The organism is Paenibacillus sp. FSL K6-2862 (assembly GCF_038005125.1).
Taxonomy (GTDB): Bacteria; Bacillota; Bacilli; order Paenibacillales; family Paenibacillaceae; genus Paenibacillus; species Paenibacillus illinoisensis_A.
Map to the genome: position 1 here is coordinate 4,996,536 of NZ_JBBOSN010000001.1, position 20,086 is coordinate 5,016,621.

Here is a 20,086-nt window from a genome sequence, read left to right on the forward strand (position 1 = left end):
ATCTCAAAAGGACATGAGAGCATCACGCTCCCATGTCCTTTTTTGCTGCCTGTTAACGTGCCATCCCTGCTGCTTTATACACTGCGAGCCAATCGTTCCAGCCATTCCACCGCCGGAGCGAGTACCGCTTCATCGATATCGAATTCAGGATGGTGGTGGGGTGCAGGCAGGTTGCTGCCCACAATCATATACGTGGCAAGTCCACCCTGCTCCTGTACGCGTTTGATCATATAGCTGGCATCCTCGCTTCCCAGGGCAGCACCATCCGAGATCGCTTCAGCATGTTTTATTCCGGATATTCCTTCTGCCTTCTTCACGGCAAGCTCCGCAAGTTCCATATCACACCTTATCGGAATAGCTCCGCCTACAATCTCAACGGTAACCCTTAACTCATGCATGGCTGCACTATGCTCCAGAATCTGACGCACGCGCCGCTCCAGTTCAAGATTCGTTTCTTCCTTCGTGGAACGCGTCTCAATCACCATGCGAGCGTGCTCGGCAATGATGTTCGCGCCAGTTCCTCCTTCCAAAATGCCCACATTGATGCGTGTATCGGCTGTGCTGAATCTTGGCAGGGCATGAATGTTAAGCATGGCAGTTGCTGCACCAAGCAGCGCATTCCGCCCTTCTTCAGGTGAAGCTCCCGCATGAGAGGATACCCCCGTAAAGTACGCTTCCAGCTTCGTCGTTGCCAGGAAACCGGCGGAAGCCCCTTGGACATGACCGGATGGTACGTCAGTGCCGAGATGCATGCAGAACAGGCGATCCACCTGATCCAGCATGCCTTTTTCCACCATGGCGTACGCACCGCGTACTCCCTCTTCTGCAGGCTGGAATAACAGCCGAACTTTCCCGGCAAACTGTCTGTCGCTTAACCGTTCTGCCAGCGCAAGACCGATACTGGTATGACCATCGTGTGCACATGCATGCATAATGCCTTCATGGGTTGAGCGGAACTGCCCGGACTGCGGTACGTGCTTGTCCTGTCCGCTTTCACGAATGGGCAGTGCATCCATGTCGAAGCGAAATGCCGTTGTCTGCCCTTCCTGAATTCCATCCAGCTCGGCGACAACAGCGGTAAATCCGCCGCGCATCTGTTCCACTATAGCGGGCTCTGCTCCTTCCTGGAGAGCACGCTGATAGGCGTCTTCCAGCACTTCCGGTTTGGGCAGCCCCCGCCGGGACGTGTCATCAATGGCATCTTTTCCATACGTCACACGATAGCCTAACGCTGTTAACATCTGTACAACTTTGGTAGCGGTACGAAATTCAGTGAATCCCAATTCGGGATATTGATGGAGCTCTCTGCGAAGCGCAATAATGTCGATCATATCGGTTCCCCTCTCTTAACTCTCTCAACTCTCTTATTTCCGAATCAGTCGATCTTCTATAATCTGGGGTGAACTCCCGGGCCAAGTGGCAGATTGAAGACGTACCAGAGAATGACCATGACGACCCAGACGGAGAAGAATGCAATGGAATATGGCAAAATCAAGGAATAATACGTTCCGAGCTTGGCATCCTTGCGGTACTCCTGCAAAAATCCGACGAACAAGGGCACAAAAGGCGATACCGGGGCGAGTGGAATAATAACCGAATCGGATACCCGGAAAATGACTTGAGTGAACGCCGGATGGAATCCAAGCAGCATCATCATCGGGATAAACACCGGAGCCAGAATGGACCAGATCGCAGATCCACTTGCGATAAACATCGTTAGTAACGCAGACAGGAAGATTAATCCGATCACCACCGGGATACCGTTAATGCCTGTTTTTTCAAGCAAATCCGTGATGGTGAGTGCCAGAAACTTACCCATGTTGCTCCAGTTGAACATCGCCACGAATTGGGATAGCGGGAAGACCATCACAATGAAACCTGCCATCGTTTTGATCGGTTCAATCAGCAATTTCGGCAGATCATTCTGGTTCCGAATCACTTTCAGTTTAATGCCGTAAGTCAGTGCTACGGTGAAGAAGAACAGTAAAATGACAGGCACAATCCCTGCAAGAAAAGGCGAACCCATCACACTGCCTGTTTCCGGGTTGCGAAGAATGCCATTCGAAGGTACCACCATAAACGCGATGACAGCAATAAAAAGAAGGGCGGCAATACCAGCTGCACGCAGTGCCCGGTTTTCTTCAGGTGTTGGAGCTTCCAGCTTGTACACACGTTCCCCTTCATATTTGCCCAGTCGTGGTTCCAAGAATTTGTCGGTCATAAAACCTGCGACCAGTGTCAACACAATGACAGAAGCGGACATAAAGTACCAGTTATCCAAGACCGTAACACCCACACTCGGATCTACCGAGGCGGCAATTTCGGTACTAATGCCTGACAGCAATACATCCGTAGTCACAATCAGCATATTTGCGGTGAAACCAGCACCAACTCCGGCAATGGCTGCGATCAATCCAGCAACCGGATGTCTGCCTACAGCGAGAAAAATTAATGCTCCGAGCGGAGGCATGATGACAAGCGCTGCATCTGATGACACATGACTGAAGAATGCAATGAAAATGACAAGGTAGCTGGCATAGCGGGCGGGTACCCGAACAGCCATTTTGCGCATGACCACTTCCAGAAGACCGACTTTCTCAGCCAAACCAATACCAAGTACCAATGCCAGAATCGAAGCAAGCGGTTTAAAATCAGCAAAGTTCTTTACCACATTCGGCAGCAGCCACTGTATTCCCTCTCGGCTCAGCAGGTTTTTGACCTGAACCTTCTCTCCGTCAATCGGGTTATGTGCTGTCGCGTTAAAGAACGACAGTACAAGGGTAGCAATCATCAGGGCAACAATGAGATAGATAAACAATAAAAACGGATTGGGAAGCTTGTTCCCCACTTTCTCTACCCAACCAAAAAGTCCTGTACTCTCCTGCCTTTCCGCTTTCACCATGCAAATACCCCCTGACTGTTATTAACGTACATTTAACGAAAATGTCGTAATTTTAGGACATTATATAATTAACTCCATACAAAACTCAATACTTATGTTATGTATTTTGACACTAAACATAAAAAATACCGATCTGCATCCAGGTTCAACATGTCCGCCAGGAGTGGACATGAGAACTAAGGTTGCATCATCGGTATCCTTATTTCGATTCTATGTTCGTAAATCTAACGCAGCAGCCGATATCGGTTACTTGGCCGTCCTCTGCGGGTATTGAGCTCATTTCCCGTGATTTCAGCCAAGGAGAATGCCGTAAGACTGCCGAGAATCCGCTGTACGTGCCTGATGGTCATTGATAATCCTGATGCCAGCTCACTGGCCGTGAATTCTTCTCTGCCCATTCGGCGTATGTATGCCTTTAATTTCTGAAAGGTACGGATGCTTACCCCTGCCTTGTTCAACTGTTCTAGCAATTCGGTGTCACTTGAATACATCTCATAGGATAATTCCTGATCCTCACCCGCTGCCTCCACAATCGTCCCATCCGTCTCATAGACAATCACACGTCCAGCTTCATCGTCCTTGGCATACTGGATCGCCTTCCGGGCGTGACGCTCTGCATCAAATGCTGTCTCACCAAACCCGATCCCCGCAAAGGATAGCAGATCCGTATCCAGCTCAAGCTGGTGCATCGCTGTATGCAGCGATTCCATGTTGCGGGCCATTCCGCCCCTGGAACCATACATCAGATATCGCCCTGTACCATCCTGGTGGAGGGAACCGTCGATTTGCTCACAATGACGCAGCAGGATGCCTTTGATCTTGAGCTCCATATGCTGCAGCTGATACCGTTCCGTCGATTGTTCACCGACTGCATGCCACCCTTCAATCTCGACCATTAACACGCCAATCTGGCTATCTTTGAATGCAGAACTGCGAATCTGCTCAATCAGTATTCGTACCGCTTGCACTGTCTCCAGCTTGGTGGAATCGATCTTGAAGACAGGGACCCCTCTCTGAAGTAAGCCTTCATATACAGCGTACAGACAGGTAATAGCCGCCTTGGTCCGCCTTTCCTCCCAGTGACGAACGTGGAATTGGATCATGTCTTCGACATCATAATCGGTGGAAAAAACGTATTTTCGCAGCTGCTCATCCGAGACATTCAATTCCTCCAGACTGTCCATCAGCCCCCAGCTTTCATTCCCCGTCATATCAATGGAGATTTCCTTGACCGGATTATCCAGTGTATAAATGGCTTGCAGCATGGCTTTGTACAGGCTTGCCCCGGTAGGCGGGCAGTAGATGGCATGTTCTTTTTCATGCAAGACGTCCTGGGCTGTCAGATAAGGAATGGGACCCGTAAACACCCACCCGTGTACTTTCTCGCGATTCCTCGTAATAATCTCGCCAGTCTCGCGTGCGTGTTCATAGGGATACAGCTCAAAATGAGCTTCCAGATCCTGCCCCTCCACCGCACGCATGGTCCGCTCAATGGACGGCTTCGGCCCCACAATTCCGATTCGGTACATGCACTCACATCCCCTTGTCCAACGCAGCATTGTTTAATACAAAAATCATACCGAACTGAGGTTCCGCTGTAAACCTCTTCATTTCAGCCATTGCTTACACCCTCTCATTCCTGATTATGCATCATAATCGTAAATTTTACATTTAGTTAACCCATTCCTTACGTTCGTTTAGCAATTGTTGTATACACTGGTTTTGGGATACCAAACTATACATATCTATTTTAGGAGGATGTATTCATGTTAAACCGGTTCAATGCCCGTGCGGCCAAAATGATGCTCGCGGTTACGACAGTTGTTACAGCTACGCTGGGAGGAAGCAGCGCAGCGTGGGCTGCGGAGGACACTGCTGCACCCGCATCATCATCACCGATCAAAAATGTCATTATCCTGATTCCGGACGGCATGGCTAACGACGCCACTGCACTGGCCCGCTGGTACAAAGGGTCTTCCCTGACTCTGGATTCCATGGCAAGCGGTATGGTTCGCACACACTCCGCGGATGCTCCGATTGCGGACTCGGCTCCTGCGGGAACGGCTTTTGCTACAGGTTATAAATCACATACAGGATATGTTGGCGTACTGCCAGACAAGGCAACCATGCCTGGACAGAAGGCGATCGCGCCTGGAGATGCCAAGAAACCGATTGCTTCCGTGCTGGAGGCATCCAAATTGGCAGGAAAGGCAACCGGCATTGTAGCCACCTCCGAGATTATGCACGCTACACCGGCAGACTTCTCTGCCCACTATCCGGATCGTAAAAATTACGATGCACTCAGCAAACAGCAAGTATATAACGGCCTCGATGTCGTTTTGGGTGGCGGAAGTCGCTACCTTGAGCCGGCTGGCCGCAAAGACGGTGAGAATCTGGTCTCTTCCATCAAAGCACTCGGTTACGATTACGTGACCACACCGGCTGGCATGAAAGCCTCAAACTCCGGCAAGCTGTGGGGAATGTTCGCACCTGCAGGCATGGCTTATGATATGGACCGTGACCCTGCCAAGCAGCCAAGCCTTGCTGAAATGACATCCAAAGCCATTGATGTTCTGTCCAAAGACGAAGACGGTTTCTTCCTCATGGTTGAAGGCAGCAAAGTAGACTGGGCAGCTCATGCCAATGATCCGATCGGAATTATCAGTGACGTACTGGCATTTGACGATGCCGTAAAAGTAGCCATGGATTTTGCCAAAGCAGATGGAGAGACAGCTGTTGTGGCAGTAACAGACCACGGTAACGGCGGTCTCACGATCGGTAACAATGCAACAACGGGCACCTATGACAAAGAACCATTGTCCACATTTATTGGACCTTTGAAAAAGGCCAAGCTGACAGGTGAAGGCGTGGAAGCGAAGCTGAATGCCAAACGAACCAATATCAAAGCGGTCATGAAACAATACTACGGTATTTCCGACCTGACATCCGAGGAGATCGCTACCATTAAGGCAGCCGAGCCAGGCAGTCTGAACTACGCCATCGGACCAATGATCAGCAAACGTGCAGGCATTGGCTGGACGACGGGTGGTCACACAGGCGGAGACGTTGTGCTGTACACGTACGCTCCGAACAATGACCGTCCATTCGGCGTAATCGACAATACGGATGTGGCTAAATATATGGCGCGCGTATTGAATCTGGATCTGGATAGCGTGAGCAAACAGCTATTTGTTCCCGCCAAACAAGCATTCACAGCCAAAGGCGCAACGTACAAGCTGGACCTGACGGATGCCAAAAACCCTAAGATTCTGGTTACCAAAGGCAGCACTAAAGTCGAACTGCAAATCTACAAAAACATTGCGCTGGTTAACGGCAAAAAGACTGCTCTGGAAGGCGTAATCGTGTACAACGGGGTAGATGCCTTTGTACCACAAGGTGCAGTCAATCTGATTCAGTAAGTTTGAAAGATGGTATACGCTTATAAACCAAACACACATAAAAGAAGAGCGTAGCGGTTTACAAAGTTTCAACCGGAATTGTATCATTGGGCTGCCGAATATATCGGCAGCTATTTTTGTTTTTCACAGACAAGGATGGGTTCCTCCTCCTTGCTTGTCGTATAATGGACGTAACATATTGATAAATAGGAGACAAAAAGGAGAGATTCACCCATGTTGATCAAATTAAACTGGATCACGCTTCGGGTGCGCAATCTGGAAGCCTCGCTTGGGTTCTACCACGGCATGCTCGGGCTTCCAATCCAGCGTCAATTCGAAAGTCGTGGGCGGCAAATTGCCATGTTGGGTACTGAAAATGAAACCATGCTGGAGCTGATTGAGGGAAGTGAATCCGTCCTCAAAAAAGAATCTGGCGTGTCCATCGGCTACGAGGTGAGTTCACTGGAAGAAGCTATGGAACGACTGGCAGCACTGAATATTCCCATTGTTCGCGGGCCCGTTCAGCCGAATCCACATCTTCGCTTCCTTTACATCGCCGACCCGGACGGCTTCGAGGTGCAGCTCGCCGAGCATGAGTGACCGTGCTCGACCACTCATGGGGCAGCGTCAGCAATGGTATTGTGTTATACATGCCTAGCATCACCATTTTTTAGCACTATACAAAGCAAGAGCATCTCTAGTTGTGCCTAGAACATACTCTTGTTTTGTATTCACAATTTATTTGAGGAATTTGTTGGGCACTTCACTCTTAGTAGCTCGGCAAGTCGGCGATAACCCGGTCCATCCTCATTTTGGTTCACTTCGTCTGCGTCCATCTCCAGCCAGTAATCGGCGTCCAGCAGCTCAGCCATGTCGAGCAGCGTGATCTCCGCACAGGCAGGATGCTCACAAGCAGCCAGCATAGGCTCGGGACTGTCATCCCAGTTGTACCCGTCCACGACAGCATGCAGAAGTACAGCTGAGTCCAGATCACGGATCTTCGCGGCTGCCCTCTCTGAAGATTCTTCGTACAAAATCTCATCGACGATTGCTTGTTCCGCTTGGGTCAGCCGAAGTCTCACCGAGCCCGTGGTACCAAGCAGCATATCTGCAATAGCCGGGTCCCTTCTGGCTGCATTCCAGGCCGTCGCCTGAATTCCATATGTAGAGTCCAGCTTCACCCCCTGCTCAAGCATGAGCTGGATGGCTTCGATCTGCTTGAACTTCACAGCTTTTTTCAGAGCGGTATCGCCGAGTTTGTCTTCCGCGTCCAAGTCTGCTTGCTGTTCCAACAGACATTTAATAGCCTCAGCTGGCATGCGATACGTCAAGAAAAGCATTAAGGGCGTACGTCCCCGTTCATCCCGCTCATTGATATCCAGGCTATGTACTGCTGCGCAAGCTTGTTCCACATCTTTGGACTTACTGATTTCAAGCCAATTCATTAACCATTCTCCCCCTTGCAACTCTCATTCTACATTACACTGTAAAGGAGATATACATGGGTTTCAAGTCACCACTTGGCAGCAAAAAAACCGCCCCACGATGAACGTAAGGGCGGTCTCAATATTTTCTTCTAAAAGCTAAACTGCCTTCTTAGCTGACAGCGTATCGATCGGTACGACACTCGGTGAAGGGCGATCATCCGCCTTCTCTTCCGTGACAGGAGAGGACAACTGATGATCCGACACCAGTTCATTCAGGTTCAGAATCAATTGCTCCAGCTCACCGAAGCTGTCCACCATCTTCTGAGTCAGGTTGCGCTGCTCCTCCATACTGGCGAGAATCTCTTCCGTAGCTGCACTGGATTGCTGAGTCACACTTGAAATCTCGGAAACCTCATTCACGACTTTGGTGGAGGATTCCTTCATCGTGGCTGAACTGCTCTCAATATCCATGGCCTGATTTAACACTTCCTGGGAATTGCTATTAATCGTACGGAAAACAACTTCTGCAGTCTGCACGCTGTCTCTTCCCTCTTGAAGTGCAAGTCGAATGCGTTCAAAGCGATCCGTCAACCCCTGCGTTTGCCCTTTTAACCGGGTCAAAATGGTGCCAATGTCATTTGCCGACTGACCAGAGTGCTCCGCCAGCTTGCGAACTTCCTCCGAAACCACCGCAAATCCACGTCCATGTTCCCCTGCACGAGCGGCTTCGATCGCTGCATTGAGTGCAAGCAAGTTGGTCTGGTTCGCAATATCCGAGATACTGTTCAACATCAGGGACATCGCTTCACTTTCTTCATTGAACTTTCTCATATCCGAAGCCGTGGTATCAATCGTCTCATAGAGTTCCTGCATCTGCACATTCAGATGGTCCATCTGTGCACTTCCCGTTTCCGTACTGGATGCCATACTGGCGGACAGTTCTTTCATCTGAGACGAGTAGGAAGCAACATCACGGATATGATGATCCGACAGGGAGAGGGATTCCGAAATTTCTGCCACACTCGTAGCCTGGAACTCCACGCCTTTGGCCACTTCACTGAATCCAAGCGTCACTTCATGCGTGATGGACCCGGTCGCGTCCACCTTTTGTTTCAGTTGATCCGTATAAAGAGACAAGCCTTCCACCGAAGCTTTGACACGTTCCATCATGGTCTCTACTCTTTGTTTGGATTGTTCTACTTCCTGCCAGCGGACTTCGCTGTTCAGGAAAAGTCTTTGATTCAAATGGGAGACTAACATCAGGATTGCTCCGGTAAGAGCGAACAGTCCAACGTTAACGATATTCTCTATAAGTTCATCAGCATGAGCTGTGTTTATAACAAATAGCTGGAGCACACTGTGGGCTAGCAAAACAAAAAAACCAATCATAAAAAACTTCTTGTTCGGAATGAGCAGCAAAACAGCGGTTATTACCAGACTCATCGTAAGGTTAACCGTACCCCAACCGACATAGACCCCACATAAGGTAATCAAAATGGTAAACAGCCAAGGAATTAAATGAATATGTTTTCTTTTCACATTAGCGTATGTAACCCAAGCTGCAAACAAAATGGCAATCCCATTGGAAACAAGCAGCTTAGGGAGCATGAAGCTCAGACTCACACCAATCGCAAGAATAACCCACAAAATGATACTGATCAGCTTGTTCCTTTTCCAAATAATCTCATCATACCGATTCATCCGTTCCCCGTCCTTTATCTAGGTAAATGTGGTGTTGTAGGGCAACTCTGTACTACATTCCATTGGTCTATGGTCCTGCATATCCACCATTCGCAAATACCTCACGCTGTAGCATAGTACAAATTAACTTCATAAACATGAAATGAGCGCTACATTATGTATATCGGTAAACTAAATGTAAATTTTATATGCATCTGCAAAATAAAATGCTTCTTTATCCATTGAGAGATCAGACAAAAAGCCCGCCTTGAACGCTTTCGCGTACAGGCAGGCCAATCAAATCTAATTCAGCTCAATGCTATTGATGGTAGAACATCCTATTTAATTTTTAACTTAATCATATCGCGCTCTGCTTCCTGAAGATCATCGTATACTTTGCCAGGCACACCATGCAGCTTTAATACTAACGATTGTGGATCATCCAGCAGGTTGCTGCCGAATGAAAAGTTCATGCCGTCTTCTGTTCCACTACCCGATACCATATTTAGCTTTGTCTCTTTCCCCTCTTTAGTTGTGGATATCATCTGAGTAGGTCGAACAACATCGTTAATGGACATTCTGGATTCAAAGTCAATATCTTTTTCAGGTTCGTAGATGAATCTCGCACTAATCACTAGAGGTGATAATTCTACTTCAGATAACATCACTTCATGTCCGTCAATGGTAAGCAGCTGTTTGAGTTCTAAGACTTCCGTCTGTGGAACCGAGAATTTAGGGTCCAGATTGAAGGTGATGTCCATTTTTTTCGAAAATTGATATTTCCGTTCCTTGTTGACTGCATCTGAATTCGTGCCTTTATTCGGAACAACCGATGAAATCTGTACATTCATCATAACTTGTTCAGGTAAAGGCTGATTTTTTCTAAGCTCTATCGCGCTTTGACCATAAATGGTGTGCTCATCATCTGGAGTATGCATCCCCCTCGAATTTCCGTCGCCCAAAACATTATTCGTTATCGCGTTTGTCATCTTGGCATTCACAACCGAATAGATTTCTTGAGTATCGTCTGTCTTGGCTGTATATAACACAATTAACTTGTTCTCATCTGCCATTACTGCATTAACCGTAAATTGATATATTCCCGATTTCACCGTACGGTCGACAAGTTGATAATAGCCATTATTGATTGCGGATTCGATCGTGCTCCCGTTAACGTCCTGATCAGCTAATTTACGAAAAGGCTCCAGCACTCCCCAATCCTGGATGGGTTCAACAGCTGTGGTCTGGGGGATCATAATCCCTCGGTATGGTCCGAGTAGGAGACACACGGCAGTGATTGCTGTTATGAGCACAGCAGTGACCCATTTTAATGGAAGACCGCTTGTCGTTCGCCTTGCTCTTGCTTTTGCAAGCCCTCGCTGGATGGCAAATGCCGTATCTGCCGGGTTCAAATGCTGTTTCTCCAGTTCGACCTGATATGCGTCTGCGAGCAGTGCCTTTTCCTCCGGACTAGTTCTCATGCCAATCCCCCCTGTTCTTCATCAGCTTGCGTAAGTGCTCCAGCCCCTTGTGCTGCCATGTTTTGATGGTGCCATTTGGTTTCCCGAGGATCGAGGCAATCTCGCTTAGTGTCATGTCGTTATAATATTTCAGCAATAATACATGGCGGTATTTCGGTTTTATCTTCTGCAACAATGACCACATGGCGATTCGATTATCCTCCAGACTTGCACCAGTGAAATCTGCAACCACTTCCTCCAAACCGTCATTAGACAGCGGTGTAGTCCGCTTGCGGCGTCTCTGTTCATCAATACAGACATAGATCAGAATTCGAATGATCCAGGATTTGAACGCTTTTTCATTTTTCAAACTCCGACGCTTCGTCCAGGCCCGGCATGTCATCTCCTGTACGGCTTCCAGAGCATCATGACGATTGCGGAGATAGCTGTAGGCAATGGAAATCAGCGTATCCTGATGCTCCATGATGGACTGGACAAACACCGTCTCATCTTCGGTTTGCACGAATATCATCTTCTTCATCTCGGCTTTGGTCTCCACCCCGGTTCCCCTCCTTCTCTCTCTTTCTGTGGTATAAGACGGGTAACTGCGCCAAACGGTTTTTATTATTTTCCCATATGCCAATGAGCCGGATTGTAAAATAGATTAAAACTGACCCCATTAGCTCAGGGCTGTCTGGAGATATTCTGAGTTCAACGATAAAAAGAATGACCCCTGTTTAAGACAGAGATCATTCATTAATCCGTGCTGTTCTTTATTAAAATGTGCTTTACAGATCATCGTACGTTTTTATAAACTCTATTTATTTATGTAATGTCGAATGGGCGATTTTCTCTCACGTTAAAGGGTTATTACAGATCTACATGAGTTATAACGGGGTCCCTAGAAAGCTTGGTTTTCTCCATAGATTATTATTGTGGAATCCAGGATTTCTCAAGCAATAAATTCACTTGGTGCTCATTAATGACAACGGTGTGGTTATTGCTCCATTCCAACTGGACTTGATCCGTCTTTCGCTCCGAATACACCACTTTTCGAAACCAAAGCGGTCCCTGCAATTCCCCCACAATGCCGAATGTCCCCATTGCACCCGCATCCGTTTTATAAAATTTCAGTGTATAGTGCTGATCTGGCGAGTGTGTCGTCGTGAGTAATACTTTTGATCCGGAGAACATCGCAGTAAAGGATGTGAGAGCAAGTAGTAGGAAAATGAGGACTGAAGAGAGTATCACCGAAATCCAGCTTCTCAGCTTCGCAAAGTTGTTCGATCGATCTTGAATACCAAGTATAGCTAGAACAAGAACGAATATAGAAAAAACGAGCATCATATAGGCAGGCGGAGCGATCAACCATTGATTATTCATATTGGCATATAATGAGTAAAACGAAATGAAATATAAAATGAGCACGAGCAGCAATGCAATCCTGTTCATTTTTTTCACCATCAAGAATCCCCTACTCTTCATTCAATTCATGGATGGAACGATCCAGCCATAACTCATACCAATCCAGAAAATGCAGACGTTCCGTATTGCCGAAATAATGATCCGGATAGATGCCGCTGCGATTCGCCCGATCATCGGTCCAGATCTCCCCGCTGCATGGTCCATTCAAGACCAGATTCATGGAAATGCCGCAGCCAAAATCACTGATGCGCAGCAGGCCTGCCGACCGTTTAGGATCATGATAATCATGGTCCAGTGCATCCCACTCCTCTTCTTCCTTGCTGTCATCATACCAGTCAACTTCCCAGTTCCAAGCTTCTACATAGGGAAATGGATCCGAGATAGCATTCAGCTCATCGTCATATCCAATGACGGCATACACCCCATCTTCCGGCTTCTCCAGTCCGTAATATGGACCTGCTCCTCCCGATCCGATATGCAGCAGAAAAGCCCGATACTCCTCTGGCAAAGTAATCTTCCATTTCTGTTCGAACCCTGTGATCTCTTCCGGTGTCCATACCCGCTCCATCTCATACTCGTGGTTCTCTGCTCCAAACAAGCTCATATTCGCATCCATACGTTGAAGTTTCTTCAACTTCTCTCTTATGCGTTCCAGCTGCTTCTTATACACGATTACTGTCCCCTCACCCTCTACCCCATTCGTTCTATGACATAACCACGTTGCTGCAGCTCATCCAGTGCTGCTTCTACATCACGTTCAGGACATAGCCTCCTGATTAAACCGGGCGTTACTGGTTTTCCTTCGTATACTTCAGCTATCGCAGACAGCGGCAGTTCATGTGACTCGTAATAACCCTCTGCCCAATCAGCGAACGCCTCTGGCGTTTCCTCAATATAGCCCAGCAAAAAATCGGCACCGCCTGTGGCGTCGTCTTCGCTTTCTTCGATTAACGCCTGCTGAATCCAGCTTCCTGTCTTCCACTCCGGATCGTTTCCTTCCTGCCAAATACAAAAGGTAACATCCTCGGGTTCCATTCTCTCTTCCTGATCCTTTAAGATTGCTCTCAATACCTTCGGCACTTCATCATACATGCCCGGATAGACTTCCCCATCGTCACGAGCATGGGGACTTAAGGGAGATTCATGATCAAACCCCTTGATTAACGTACCCGATGGGGTAAACAACACATGCAGGTGATCTCCTGCCCCGTTATCGATACTCCCCCATGCCACACCAGGCTGCAGCTCTGCTTCATAGCGGTGTACACGAAGCCATTCTTCCTCCGACAGGATGATATCCAGTGCAGCAAGTATCCGCATCTGTTGGTGCAGCTTATCTGAATCTGTGATCGATGTGAAATTCCAATTCGGCATGGGTATTCCTCCGCTTCAGCTTTCTTCATTACCTGAGTTCTATGAGACTTGTTAGCCTTATAAAAAACACTTCAAATCCGGATCAGACGATCCAGCTCATTGTGTCCTTGAGCACTTGATTGAATCGTCAGTGAAATCTGTTTGCCTTCTCTTGAGACGATGCAAGCCACATTTCCCGGCTGCAGCGATAGGATGATTCCATCGCATGACTCATCCGGCTCCAGTTCTCCCCCACTGACATCTTCAGCTGCACCCAGAAATACGTTACCGGTTGGGACTTGCAGATAGAATACCTGCACACCTTCCGTTTCTTGCACTGCGCTAGCTGTATCCGAGATGTTCACACGCCATGACACCTCGTACAATCCATCGGCTCCCAGATTGAAAAAGAGACAATGACCCGCATTCACCTCAGCCAGTTCATCTTCCGGAATGGACCACCAGTCGGGTGATTCTTCTATACGATGTTTTAACGAAGCCAGATCGAACAGGCACATGGTTGCCGTTCCCGTCACGAATTGAAATGTCCCACGCATTCTTATCTTCCTCTCTGATTGATCGTCATGATTTATTGCATTAGCCACTCCAATCGATGCAGCAGATCACAGTCCAGTTCCTGCCCGCATAACGACAGCAGCTTATGAAGGCGTTCCCGCTCTGCCGTGGACAATCGCCCGCCGTACCTACGGTTCGGGTATCTGGCCTAGTTATACAACTGGCGATGAATGGCTTGTTTCACCAATCCGTGCCTTGCCGCTGGAAGCTGCTGCAGCAGCAGTCCAACCTGATTCCACTTGCTCATGGAAGAAATAATGCGCAGCACATTGCGAACGACATGAGGAAGGGCATCAGGGTCCGACAACAGACCAGCCACTTCATCAGGCTGTATAAGATAGGGATGCTGCATAAGTGCACGGCAGGCCTCCCTGGAGATGCCAGGCTGCTCGCTTGTTAGCGAATGTACAAAATGCATTCCGTATGAAGAAGCGTCCAGCCGCATTAATCCGCGGATAACGGCTTTTCGTACGGCAATCGATGGATGCTTCGCATATTCATACAGCACTTCTGCGTCCGCCTTGTCCCCCGTCTCTCCCAGTCCTGAAATGGCTGCAGCGAGATGATGTTGATCATCGCCCCAGATGACATCAAGATACCACTCCGCATAACTCACGTTCATCCACTGTTTGGCATACCTCCGTGCTGTATCCCGCACAGGCAGGTTTGAATCCAGAAGCCGATCCATTATAATGGCCTTTGCATCATCGGGATACATCGTGGCAAGTACAGCCAGACCTTCCCGGCGGATTGAAGGTACACTGTCCAGCTGCATGCCAAGTAGGGCCTCTCTCAGCTTCTGACCGGACAACATACGATCTACTCGCTGTGCTGCCCATCGCCGGATAGCAGGGTTCTCATCCCGTAATGCCTGCTCCATAATCATGCCTGTATCCGTTCCCTCTGCTTCGAGTGAAATCCGAAAAGCGAACTGACGAATGCTGGGTTCAGGGGATACCCGTGCGTTATGAAGGACAAACCTGCATTCCTTCTGACGCAGTAGGTGATGTACGGATTCGATAAAAGACTCGAATTGATCCCGTCCACAGATCCGAAGTCGCTCCACAAGCATGATATTTTCCATCCACAGCTTGGCATGCTCGGGCTTCAGTTTAAGTTCCAGTGCCGCTCTCGCCAAATGGCGAATTTCGGGCACCCAGTCATTCAACCGAAGCAGCAGATAAGCAAAGCTATAGGACTCATCCTCCCGAATCATTCTTCTAACTGCAGCTTCTCTGACGTAGCCGCTCCAGTGCATCGTCAACATGGACAAACGGATTGTACTGGCCTGATCTATCTTATGTACCTCACGTTCCACGACCCGCTTCCACATGACTGGGGAAGGACGCCATTCCCTTACATGTTCGTTTAGCCACACCAGCTCGAATACTGGACACGCTTCTATTAAACGAGCTACCGCCTGCTCCGCAGCCTGACGGATAACAAGACTGTCGTCATCCATCAGTCGCAGTAGGCTCGGGATCAACATATACTCTCCGGATTGACCAAGATGACGGAGCTGCTCGGCGGTTTCCTGAACCGTTCCCGTCCCGAGCTGATCCAGTCTAAGCCGGAATTCCGAAGTTAATTGCCGCATTTCATCCGCTCCTTCCCATCTGATTCAGGTGAGGAATCAGAACCATATCCAACCATTATATCAAGCCAGACACCGGGGTTAAAGGAACTCAGGGGCTATATCTGTGTATGCTATACTTGTGAGAAAATGCAATGAGGGAGGGACTGTAATTATGGATGGATGGGAAAGCGGCGTCATTCGGGTTCACGATAGCATGAAATTGTACTCTGGACTTACGGAGGAGGAATTGAAGGCAAGTTGGTTTTATCGGGAGAATAGCACGGAGGTTCAGAAACTTACTACGGGATATACGTGGTACAAATTCAAATCAGATGCCTCTGCAGATGTTAAAGCATTTTACCTCGCCTTGTGTTTCCATCAGTCCAGGCTGGTTCAGGCCAGTTTGGCACTGGACGGCGAAGAATTCCCCTCTTCATGGGATGACTGGACCGAGGCAGGTGAGATGAAGCGCAAACTGGCCCATGATGAGTGGCTTCGTGAGCAGATTGCCGCTGCACCGCAAATTAACCGCTCCAAACCCTATCCCTATATGGAATACAGCTTCCCATGGGGATCAATATTTTCCAGCTATGATCCACGGTCTGCGAGTGCGAGCATTGGGCTCACTTTTACCTAAATGGTGTTGGATCCCCTCAATGCAAACAAGGCCGTATCTCTTCATTTTTGGGTACAAATTGACGATATATCCATAACATGAATCTTTTGAACTTTGTGGAGGAAACTATGTCAATCAACCTTAGAAGAGAGCCTTTTCGTTATACATTGAAGGAACCCATCATGTTTGAAATTTACATTATCAGCATTAACGGAGTCTCTGCTCCGCACAAACCTATTCAGGCCGAATTGATCGATATCAGCCGATCGGGGTGCCAGCTTTCCTTTCCGCTAAGCCTGCATGTCGAGTCCAACGAAATCCGGATTGGAATGAATCTGCTTCTTTTTGAAGACCCTTTAGATCTGGAAGGAACACTGCGCTGGGGCAACGAGGAGAACGAAACCTGGCACTACGGCGTACAGCTTGAAATACAAGACGGGAACCATGATCGCCTGTCCAGAGAACTGCGCATGCTTGCGGGACAGGGAAGAATCATGGTGAAGTAACGGTTTTGCTCGCGGTAGAAGCACTCTCCATTTTGGACCAGTTCACACTTTTCTCCAGAATCAGCGAGACCATAACTCCGATCACGAGACCATTGCTAATAATCGGAATAAGGTAAATCGGTAATGCCTGAAAAGCTTCAGCAGGGATGTTCATCACGGCAACTCCGGTTAGCACGGGCAGAGCCACGCGGTAGATCGTCTTGGAATTAAACGCAGTACCTTCAATGGTGCGGAGAGCCGTTCCAAACATTTGCAGATAAGCTACAAACAGCACGGCACTGCCCACACTCGGTGGTATTTGCGCAAAAAAGGCAGTCACCGAAGGGGTGAGTCCCAAAATACATAACATGGCGGCCCCGATAATAAAGGCAGCACGCCGCAAAATCCGAGTACTTTCCAGAAAACCGATGGACGAAGCAAATAAACCAAATGGCAGCACACCCACACATGCAGATAGCATGCTGAACAATCCGGTTAGTACATAGGAGCGTTTATATTGCTGATCTGTCGTCTGTGTTTCATATATTTTCTCGACCGTGCTTAATGTCGTAATTGAATTCGTCATATTGACCAAACCCACGAAGAACGCCGTTACAACAATGCCCGGCTCCCACGTCGGTACTCCCCATGGAAACAGTGTAAACAAACTCCCCCCAGAATTGCCTGACAAGCCTGCATGCTGACCTGGAAACACAAAACTGTAGGCAATCCAGCCTGTCACAATGCCAATGAGGATGGAATAGTTGCCCAGTTTGCCTCTTCCCTTCAGTTGGATCAGGGCCACCAGAAAGGCAATAGCTACAGATAAAGCTGCAACCGGCAGGTTAAATGTACCGAATTCGGTATACCCAATCATGCCTTTGAAGAAATTCATGGTCAGCTGAATCGTCATGAGAAACAACATGGCGCTCTTAACCATGGGTGTAAACAGCTTCTGCAGCAGATGGGCTGCGCCCAATCGGCCAAGAACGGCCATCGTTAGTCCTGCGAGCAGGAAGCCGGCAGCAAGTCCGCCTCCGATCCGCTCCAGACTCATGCCGGCGGAAGATGCCGAGACGGTCAGGCTGAGGGTCAATCCCCACCAGAGACCGGACGGTCCATCCATGACTGCATAGCGATGCCCAAACACAGCCTGCAGAATACACACGGCTCCGGTGAGCAGAAAAGCGTGCTGCATGGATGCAGCGATGGCATCCGGTGACATGTGAAAATTATGACCAATGGATAATGGTACCACGACCGTGTTGGTAAACAGGAAGAAGAACCATTGAATCCCTGCCAAAACCAGAGATGATGTCTGACTTATATATTTTGTGATGAAATGCTCTTGGTGTCTGTTCATAATTTAATTCGTGTCCTTTCGAGCCTCAATATGGAATTAGGCACCTTGATTCAGCTATTCGATAACATTCGTTCCATTTCGGTATAACGGTTCCGTCTGGCATGAGCTAGCGGGGTAACGCCATCCCGATCGGCTATCTCTCTATCGGCACCATATTGCAGAAGCAATGCCACGATCTGCTGATGCCGGAGTCCACCGTCTCCCAGAATGACAGCCTCCAGCAGAGCTGTCCAGCCCAGATTGTTGACATGGTTCACATCCACATCCGTACAAGTCAGGAGGAATTCCACAATGTTCACATGGCCCCGGTCTGCTGCAGGGATAAGTGCGGTTCCGCCAAAGCGATTCGTTAATCTTGTATTTGCCCCAGCTGCGACGGCCATTTCAACAATTTCCTTGAGGCCCTCAGCACTGGCATATAACAATGGATTATCCAATCGATTATCCTGAATGTTAATATCTGCTCCGGCATCAATCAACATGCTAACGGTCTGTACCTTATTTCCATGCACAGCAGCCATTAACGGAGTCCGCCCAAGCGCATCCCGTTCATTCAATCCGGCACCTTGTGTAATAAACCGGATCACCTCATCTGTATGTCCAGCTTCAGCAGCGGCATGTATCGCATTTACCAATACGTTCATCCTCCAATTCGTTGTTAATCTTGTGGATCAGCGTTCCAATGGAGATCGAATCTTGCCATTTAGGTGCGTAAATCTAATGTATGGTACCATAGGAGGATAGTATATTAAAAATACATGTTTTGTTGGCTAACTATACGAAATACATATACTTGCAACGAGGGTGAAAACAGGTGGATATCAAACAATGTCGCTACTTTATTGCCATTGCCGAAGAGAAACAAATTACCGCAGCTGCCCGTAGACTGCACATGGCTCAGCCTCCACTCAGCCAGCAATTAAAACTGATGGAAGAAGAGCTTGGTGTAGCGTTATTTGAACGCAAAGGACGCTTGATGGAATTGACGCAAGCAGGCCGCAGCTTCTATGATTATGCCGTCACGATGACCAAATACATGGAGGAAGCCGTCATGGAGATGCAGAGCTTCCGTTACGGAATCCGGGGCAAGCTATCCCTTGGCATGAATACCATTTCCGATAGTCTGATCCCGAAGGCGCTCCAGCAGTTTCGCACAAGCCATCCTCAAGTAACATACAAAATTCAGCAGAATGAATCCGCACAACTATGCAGCATGCTGGATGATGGACTGATTGAGCTGGCCTGCGTACGTATGCCGGTGAAAACAAAACACTATGAAGTGCTGCATCTGCCGCAGGAGCCGCTCTACTATATATCCCCGGAGCCCCTGGAGACCAATGGAGAAAACGGCACCTACTTTGATCAGTTAGCCGAAGTTCCACTCCTGCTTCCCAGTACAGAGGGACTTGGCATGTTTGAACTGATTCTCGAGAAGTTTCGTGAACATCAGGTGAAACCTTCGATTATGGGTGAATGCTCAGATGTCGCCATGCTGCTAGAGCTGGTCCGGCTCGGATTCGCGAATTCCATCGTGCCTGGCACTGTACTGCAGCTCCATCACGAACAATCATTCCATATATATCGGATCCTTGATTCGAACTCTACCGTGGGTTCAGCGCTCGTCTGGCTGCATCATCGTTATCTGTCCAAGCCGGCCCAGCAATTCGTGCAGTTGGTTCGGGAGATGCTCCCATAGGTACATAACGGATGAGGTGTTAATTGAAAGCAACAGATATTCAGCTGCGATGAAACACAGGCGATTAGCGTAGCTATAAACCAAAAAAACAGCAGGGTCTCCAGTACGTTTGGAAACCCTGCTGTTTCT

Annotated in this window: 19 protein-coding genes; 5 read left to right on the forward strand and 14 right to left on the reverse strand. The window is 48.4% G+C overall.

The genetic code is table 11. The annotated features are described in order from the left end of the window. Positions 1 to 74: 74 nt before the first annotated feature. The 3 genes from MHB82_RS22545 to MHB82_RS22555 all read right to left on the reverse strand — a co-directional run bounded on the left by MHB82_RS22545 (position 75) and on the right by MHB82_RS22555 (position 4,431). Positions 75 to 1,331 (reverse strand): amidohydrolase, encoded by a 1,257-nt coding sequence (locus MHB82_RS22545; RefSeq protein WP_341175880.1) that lies wholly within the window; start codon positions 1,329 to 1,331, stop codon positions 75 to 77. Positions 1,332 to 1,387: 56 nt separating this feature from the next. After that, entirely contained in the window at positions 1,388 to 2,902 is a 1,515-nt protein-coding gene (locus MHB82_RS22550; protein WP_341175881.1) for an AbgT family transporter, read from the reverse strand. 224 nt (positions 2,903 to 3,126) lie between these two features. Beyond that, positions 3,127 to 4,431: a hypothetical protein gene (locus tag MHB82_RS22555; RefSeq protein ID WP_341175882.1), complete on the reverse strand. Its 1,305-nt coding sequence runs from the start codon at positions 4,429 to 4,431 to the stop codon at positions 3,127 to 3,129. A 237-nt stretch (positions 4,432 to 4,668) separates the two neighbouring features. Between MHB82_RS22555 and MHB82_RS22560 the strand changes: the two genes are divergently transcribed. Together MHB82_RS22560 and MHB82_RS22565 are read left to right on the forward strand one after the other, a co-directional pair. After that, entirely contained in the window at positions 4,669 to 6,321 is a 1,653-nt protein-coding gene (locus tag MHB82_RS22560) for an alkaline phosphatase (RefSeq protein ID WP_341175883.1), read from the forward strand. A gap of 213 nt (positions 6,322 to 6,534) precedes the next feature. Then, positions 6,535 to 6,900 carry a VOC family protein gene (locus MHB82_RS22565; protein WP_341175884.1) on the forward strand — a complete coding sequence of 122 codons (366 nt, stop codon included), beginning with the start codon at positions 6,535 to 6,537 and terminating at the stop codon, positions 6,898 to 6,900. Positions 6,901 to 7,031: 131 nt separating this feature from the next. Here MHB82_RS22565 and MHB82_RS22570 read toward each other — a convergent pair whose 3' ends face one another. The 9 genes from MHB82_RS22570 to MHB82_RS22610 all read right to left on the reverse strand — a co-directional run bounded on the left by MHB82_RS22570 (position 7,032) and on the right by MHB82_RS22610 (position 15,818). Continuing rightward, complete coding sequence (locus MHB82_RS22570) at positions 7,032 to 7,745, reverse strand: DUF4274 domain-containing protein (protein WP_341175885.1); 714 nt, start codon at positions 7,743 to 7,745, stop codon at positions 7,032 to 7,034. Between the two features lie 138 nt (positions 7,746 to 7,883). Next, entirely contained in the window at positions 7,884 to 9,428 is a 1,545-nt protein-coding gene (locus MHB82_RS22575; protein ID WP_341175886.1) for a methyl-accepting chemotaxis protein, read from the reverse strand. 317 nt (positions 9,429 to 9,745) lie between these two features. Continuing rightward, complete coding sequence (locus tag MHB82_RS22580; RefSeq protein WP_095359627.1) at positions 9,746 to 10,888, reverse strand: DUF4179 domain-containing protein; 1,143 nt, start codon at positions 10,886 to 10,888, stop codon at positions 9,746 to 9,748. Continuing rightward, entirely contained in the window at positions 10,878 to 11,426 is a 549-nt protein-coding gene (locus tag MHB82_RS22585; protein WP_255247918.1) for an RNA polymerase sigma factor, read from the reverse strand. Before MHB82_RS22585 ends, MHB82_RS22580 begins: the two co-directional genes overlap by 11 nt. A gap of 371 nt (positions 11,427 to 11,797) precedes the next feature. After that, positions 11,798 to 12,319 (reverse strand): DUF5412 family protein, encoded by a 522-nt coding sequence (locus MHB82_RS22590; protein ID WP_341176681.1) that lies wholly within the window; start codon positions 12,317 to 12,319, stop codon positions 11,798 to 11,800. Positions 12,320 to 12,341: 22 nt separating this feature from the next. Next, positions 12,342 to 12,962, reverse strand: coding sequence for an SMI1/KNR4 family protein (locus MHB82_RS22595; protein ID WP_341175887.1), 621 nt, complete (start codon positions 12,960 to 12,962; stop codon positions 12,342 to 12,344). Between the two features lie 20 nt (positions 12,963 to 12,982). After that, positions 12,983 to 13,666 carry a hypothetical protein gene (locus tag MHB82_RS22600; RefSeq protein ID WP_095359629.1) on the reverse strand — a complete coding sequence of 228 codons (684 nt, stop codon included), beginning with the start codon at positions 13,664 to 13,666 and terminating at the stop codon, positions 12,983 to 12,985. Between the two features lie 71 nt (positions 13,667 to 13,737). Continuing rightward, positions 13,738 to 14,202, reverse strand: coding sequence for a DUF6386 family protein (locus MHB82_RS22605; protein ID WP_341175888.1), 465 nt, complete (start codon positions 14,200 to 14,202; stop codon positions 13,738 to 13,740). Positions 14,203 to 14,369: 167 nt separating this feature from the next. Beyond that, positions 14,370 to 15,818, reverse strand: a complete 1,449-nt coding sequence (locus MHB82_RS22610) for a HEAT repeat domain-containing protein (RefSeq protein ID WP_341175889.1) — start codon at positions 15,816 to 15,818, stop codon at positions 14,370 to 14,372. A 151-nt stretch (positions 15,819 to 15,969) separates the two neighbouring features. On the opposite strand from MHB82_RS22610, the gene MHB82_RS22615 reads away from it, so the two are divergent. Both MHB82_RS22615 and MHB82_RS22620 read left to right on the forward strand, forming a co-directional pair. After that, positions 15,970 to 16,434: a hypothetical protein gene (locus MHB82_RS22615; RefSeq protein ID WP_341175890.1), complete on the forward strand. Its 465-nt coding sequence runs from the start codon at positions 15,970 to 15,972 to the stop codon at positions 16,432 to 16,434. A gap of 107 nt (positions 16,435 to 16,541) precedes the next feature. Further along, the gene (locus MHB82_RS22620; protein WP_095359633.1) at positions 16,542 to 16,919 is read left to right on the forward strand and encodes a PilZ domain-containing protein; all 378 of its coding nucleotides are present in this window, start codon (positions 16,542 to 16,544) and stop codon (positions 16,917 to 16,919) included. Here the strand turns inward: MHB82_RS22620 and MHB82_RS22625 are convergent. Together MHB82_RS22625 and MHB82_RS22630 are read right to left on the reverse strand one after the other, a co-directional pair. Further along, entirely contained in the window at positions 16,906 to 18,261 is a 1,356-nt protein-coding gene (locus MHB82_RS22625; protein WP_095359634.1) for a uracil/xanthine transporter, read from the reverse strand. The genes MHB82_RS22620 and MHB82_RS22625 overlap by 14 nt on opposite strands. A gap of 50 nt (positions 18,262 to 18,311) precedes the next feature. Then, on the reverse strand, positions 18,312 to 18,905 hold the full coding sequence (locus MHB82_RS22630) for an ankyrin repeat domain-containing protein (protein WP_255247919.1): 594 nt from the start codon (positions 18,903 to 18,905) through the stop codon (positions 18,312 to 18,314). A gap of 170 nt (positions 18,906 to 19,075) precedes the next feature. Between MHB82_RS22630 and MHB82_RS22635 the strand changes: the two genes are divergently transcribed. Next, the gene (locus tag MHB82_RS22635) at positions 19,076 to 19,957 is read left to right on the forward strand and encodes a LysR family transcriptional regulator (RefSeq protein WP_341175891.1); all 882 of its coding nucleotides are present in this window, start codon (positions 19,076 to 19,078) and stop codon (positions 19,955 to 19,957) included. The last annotated feature ends 129 nt before the right edge of the window (positions 19,958 to 20,086 follow it).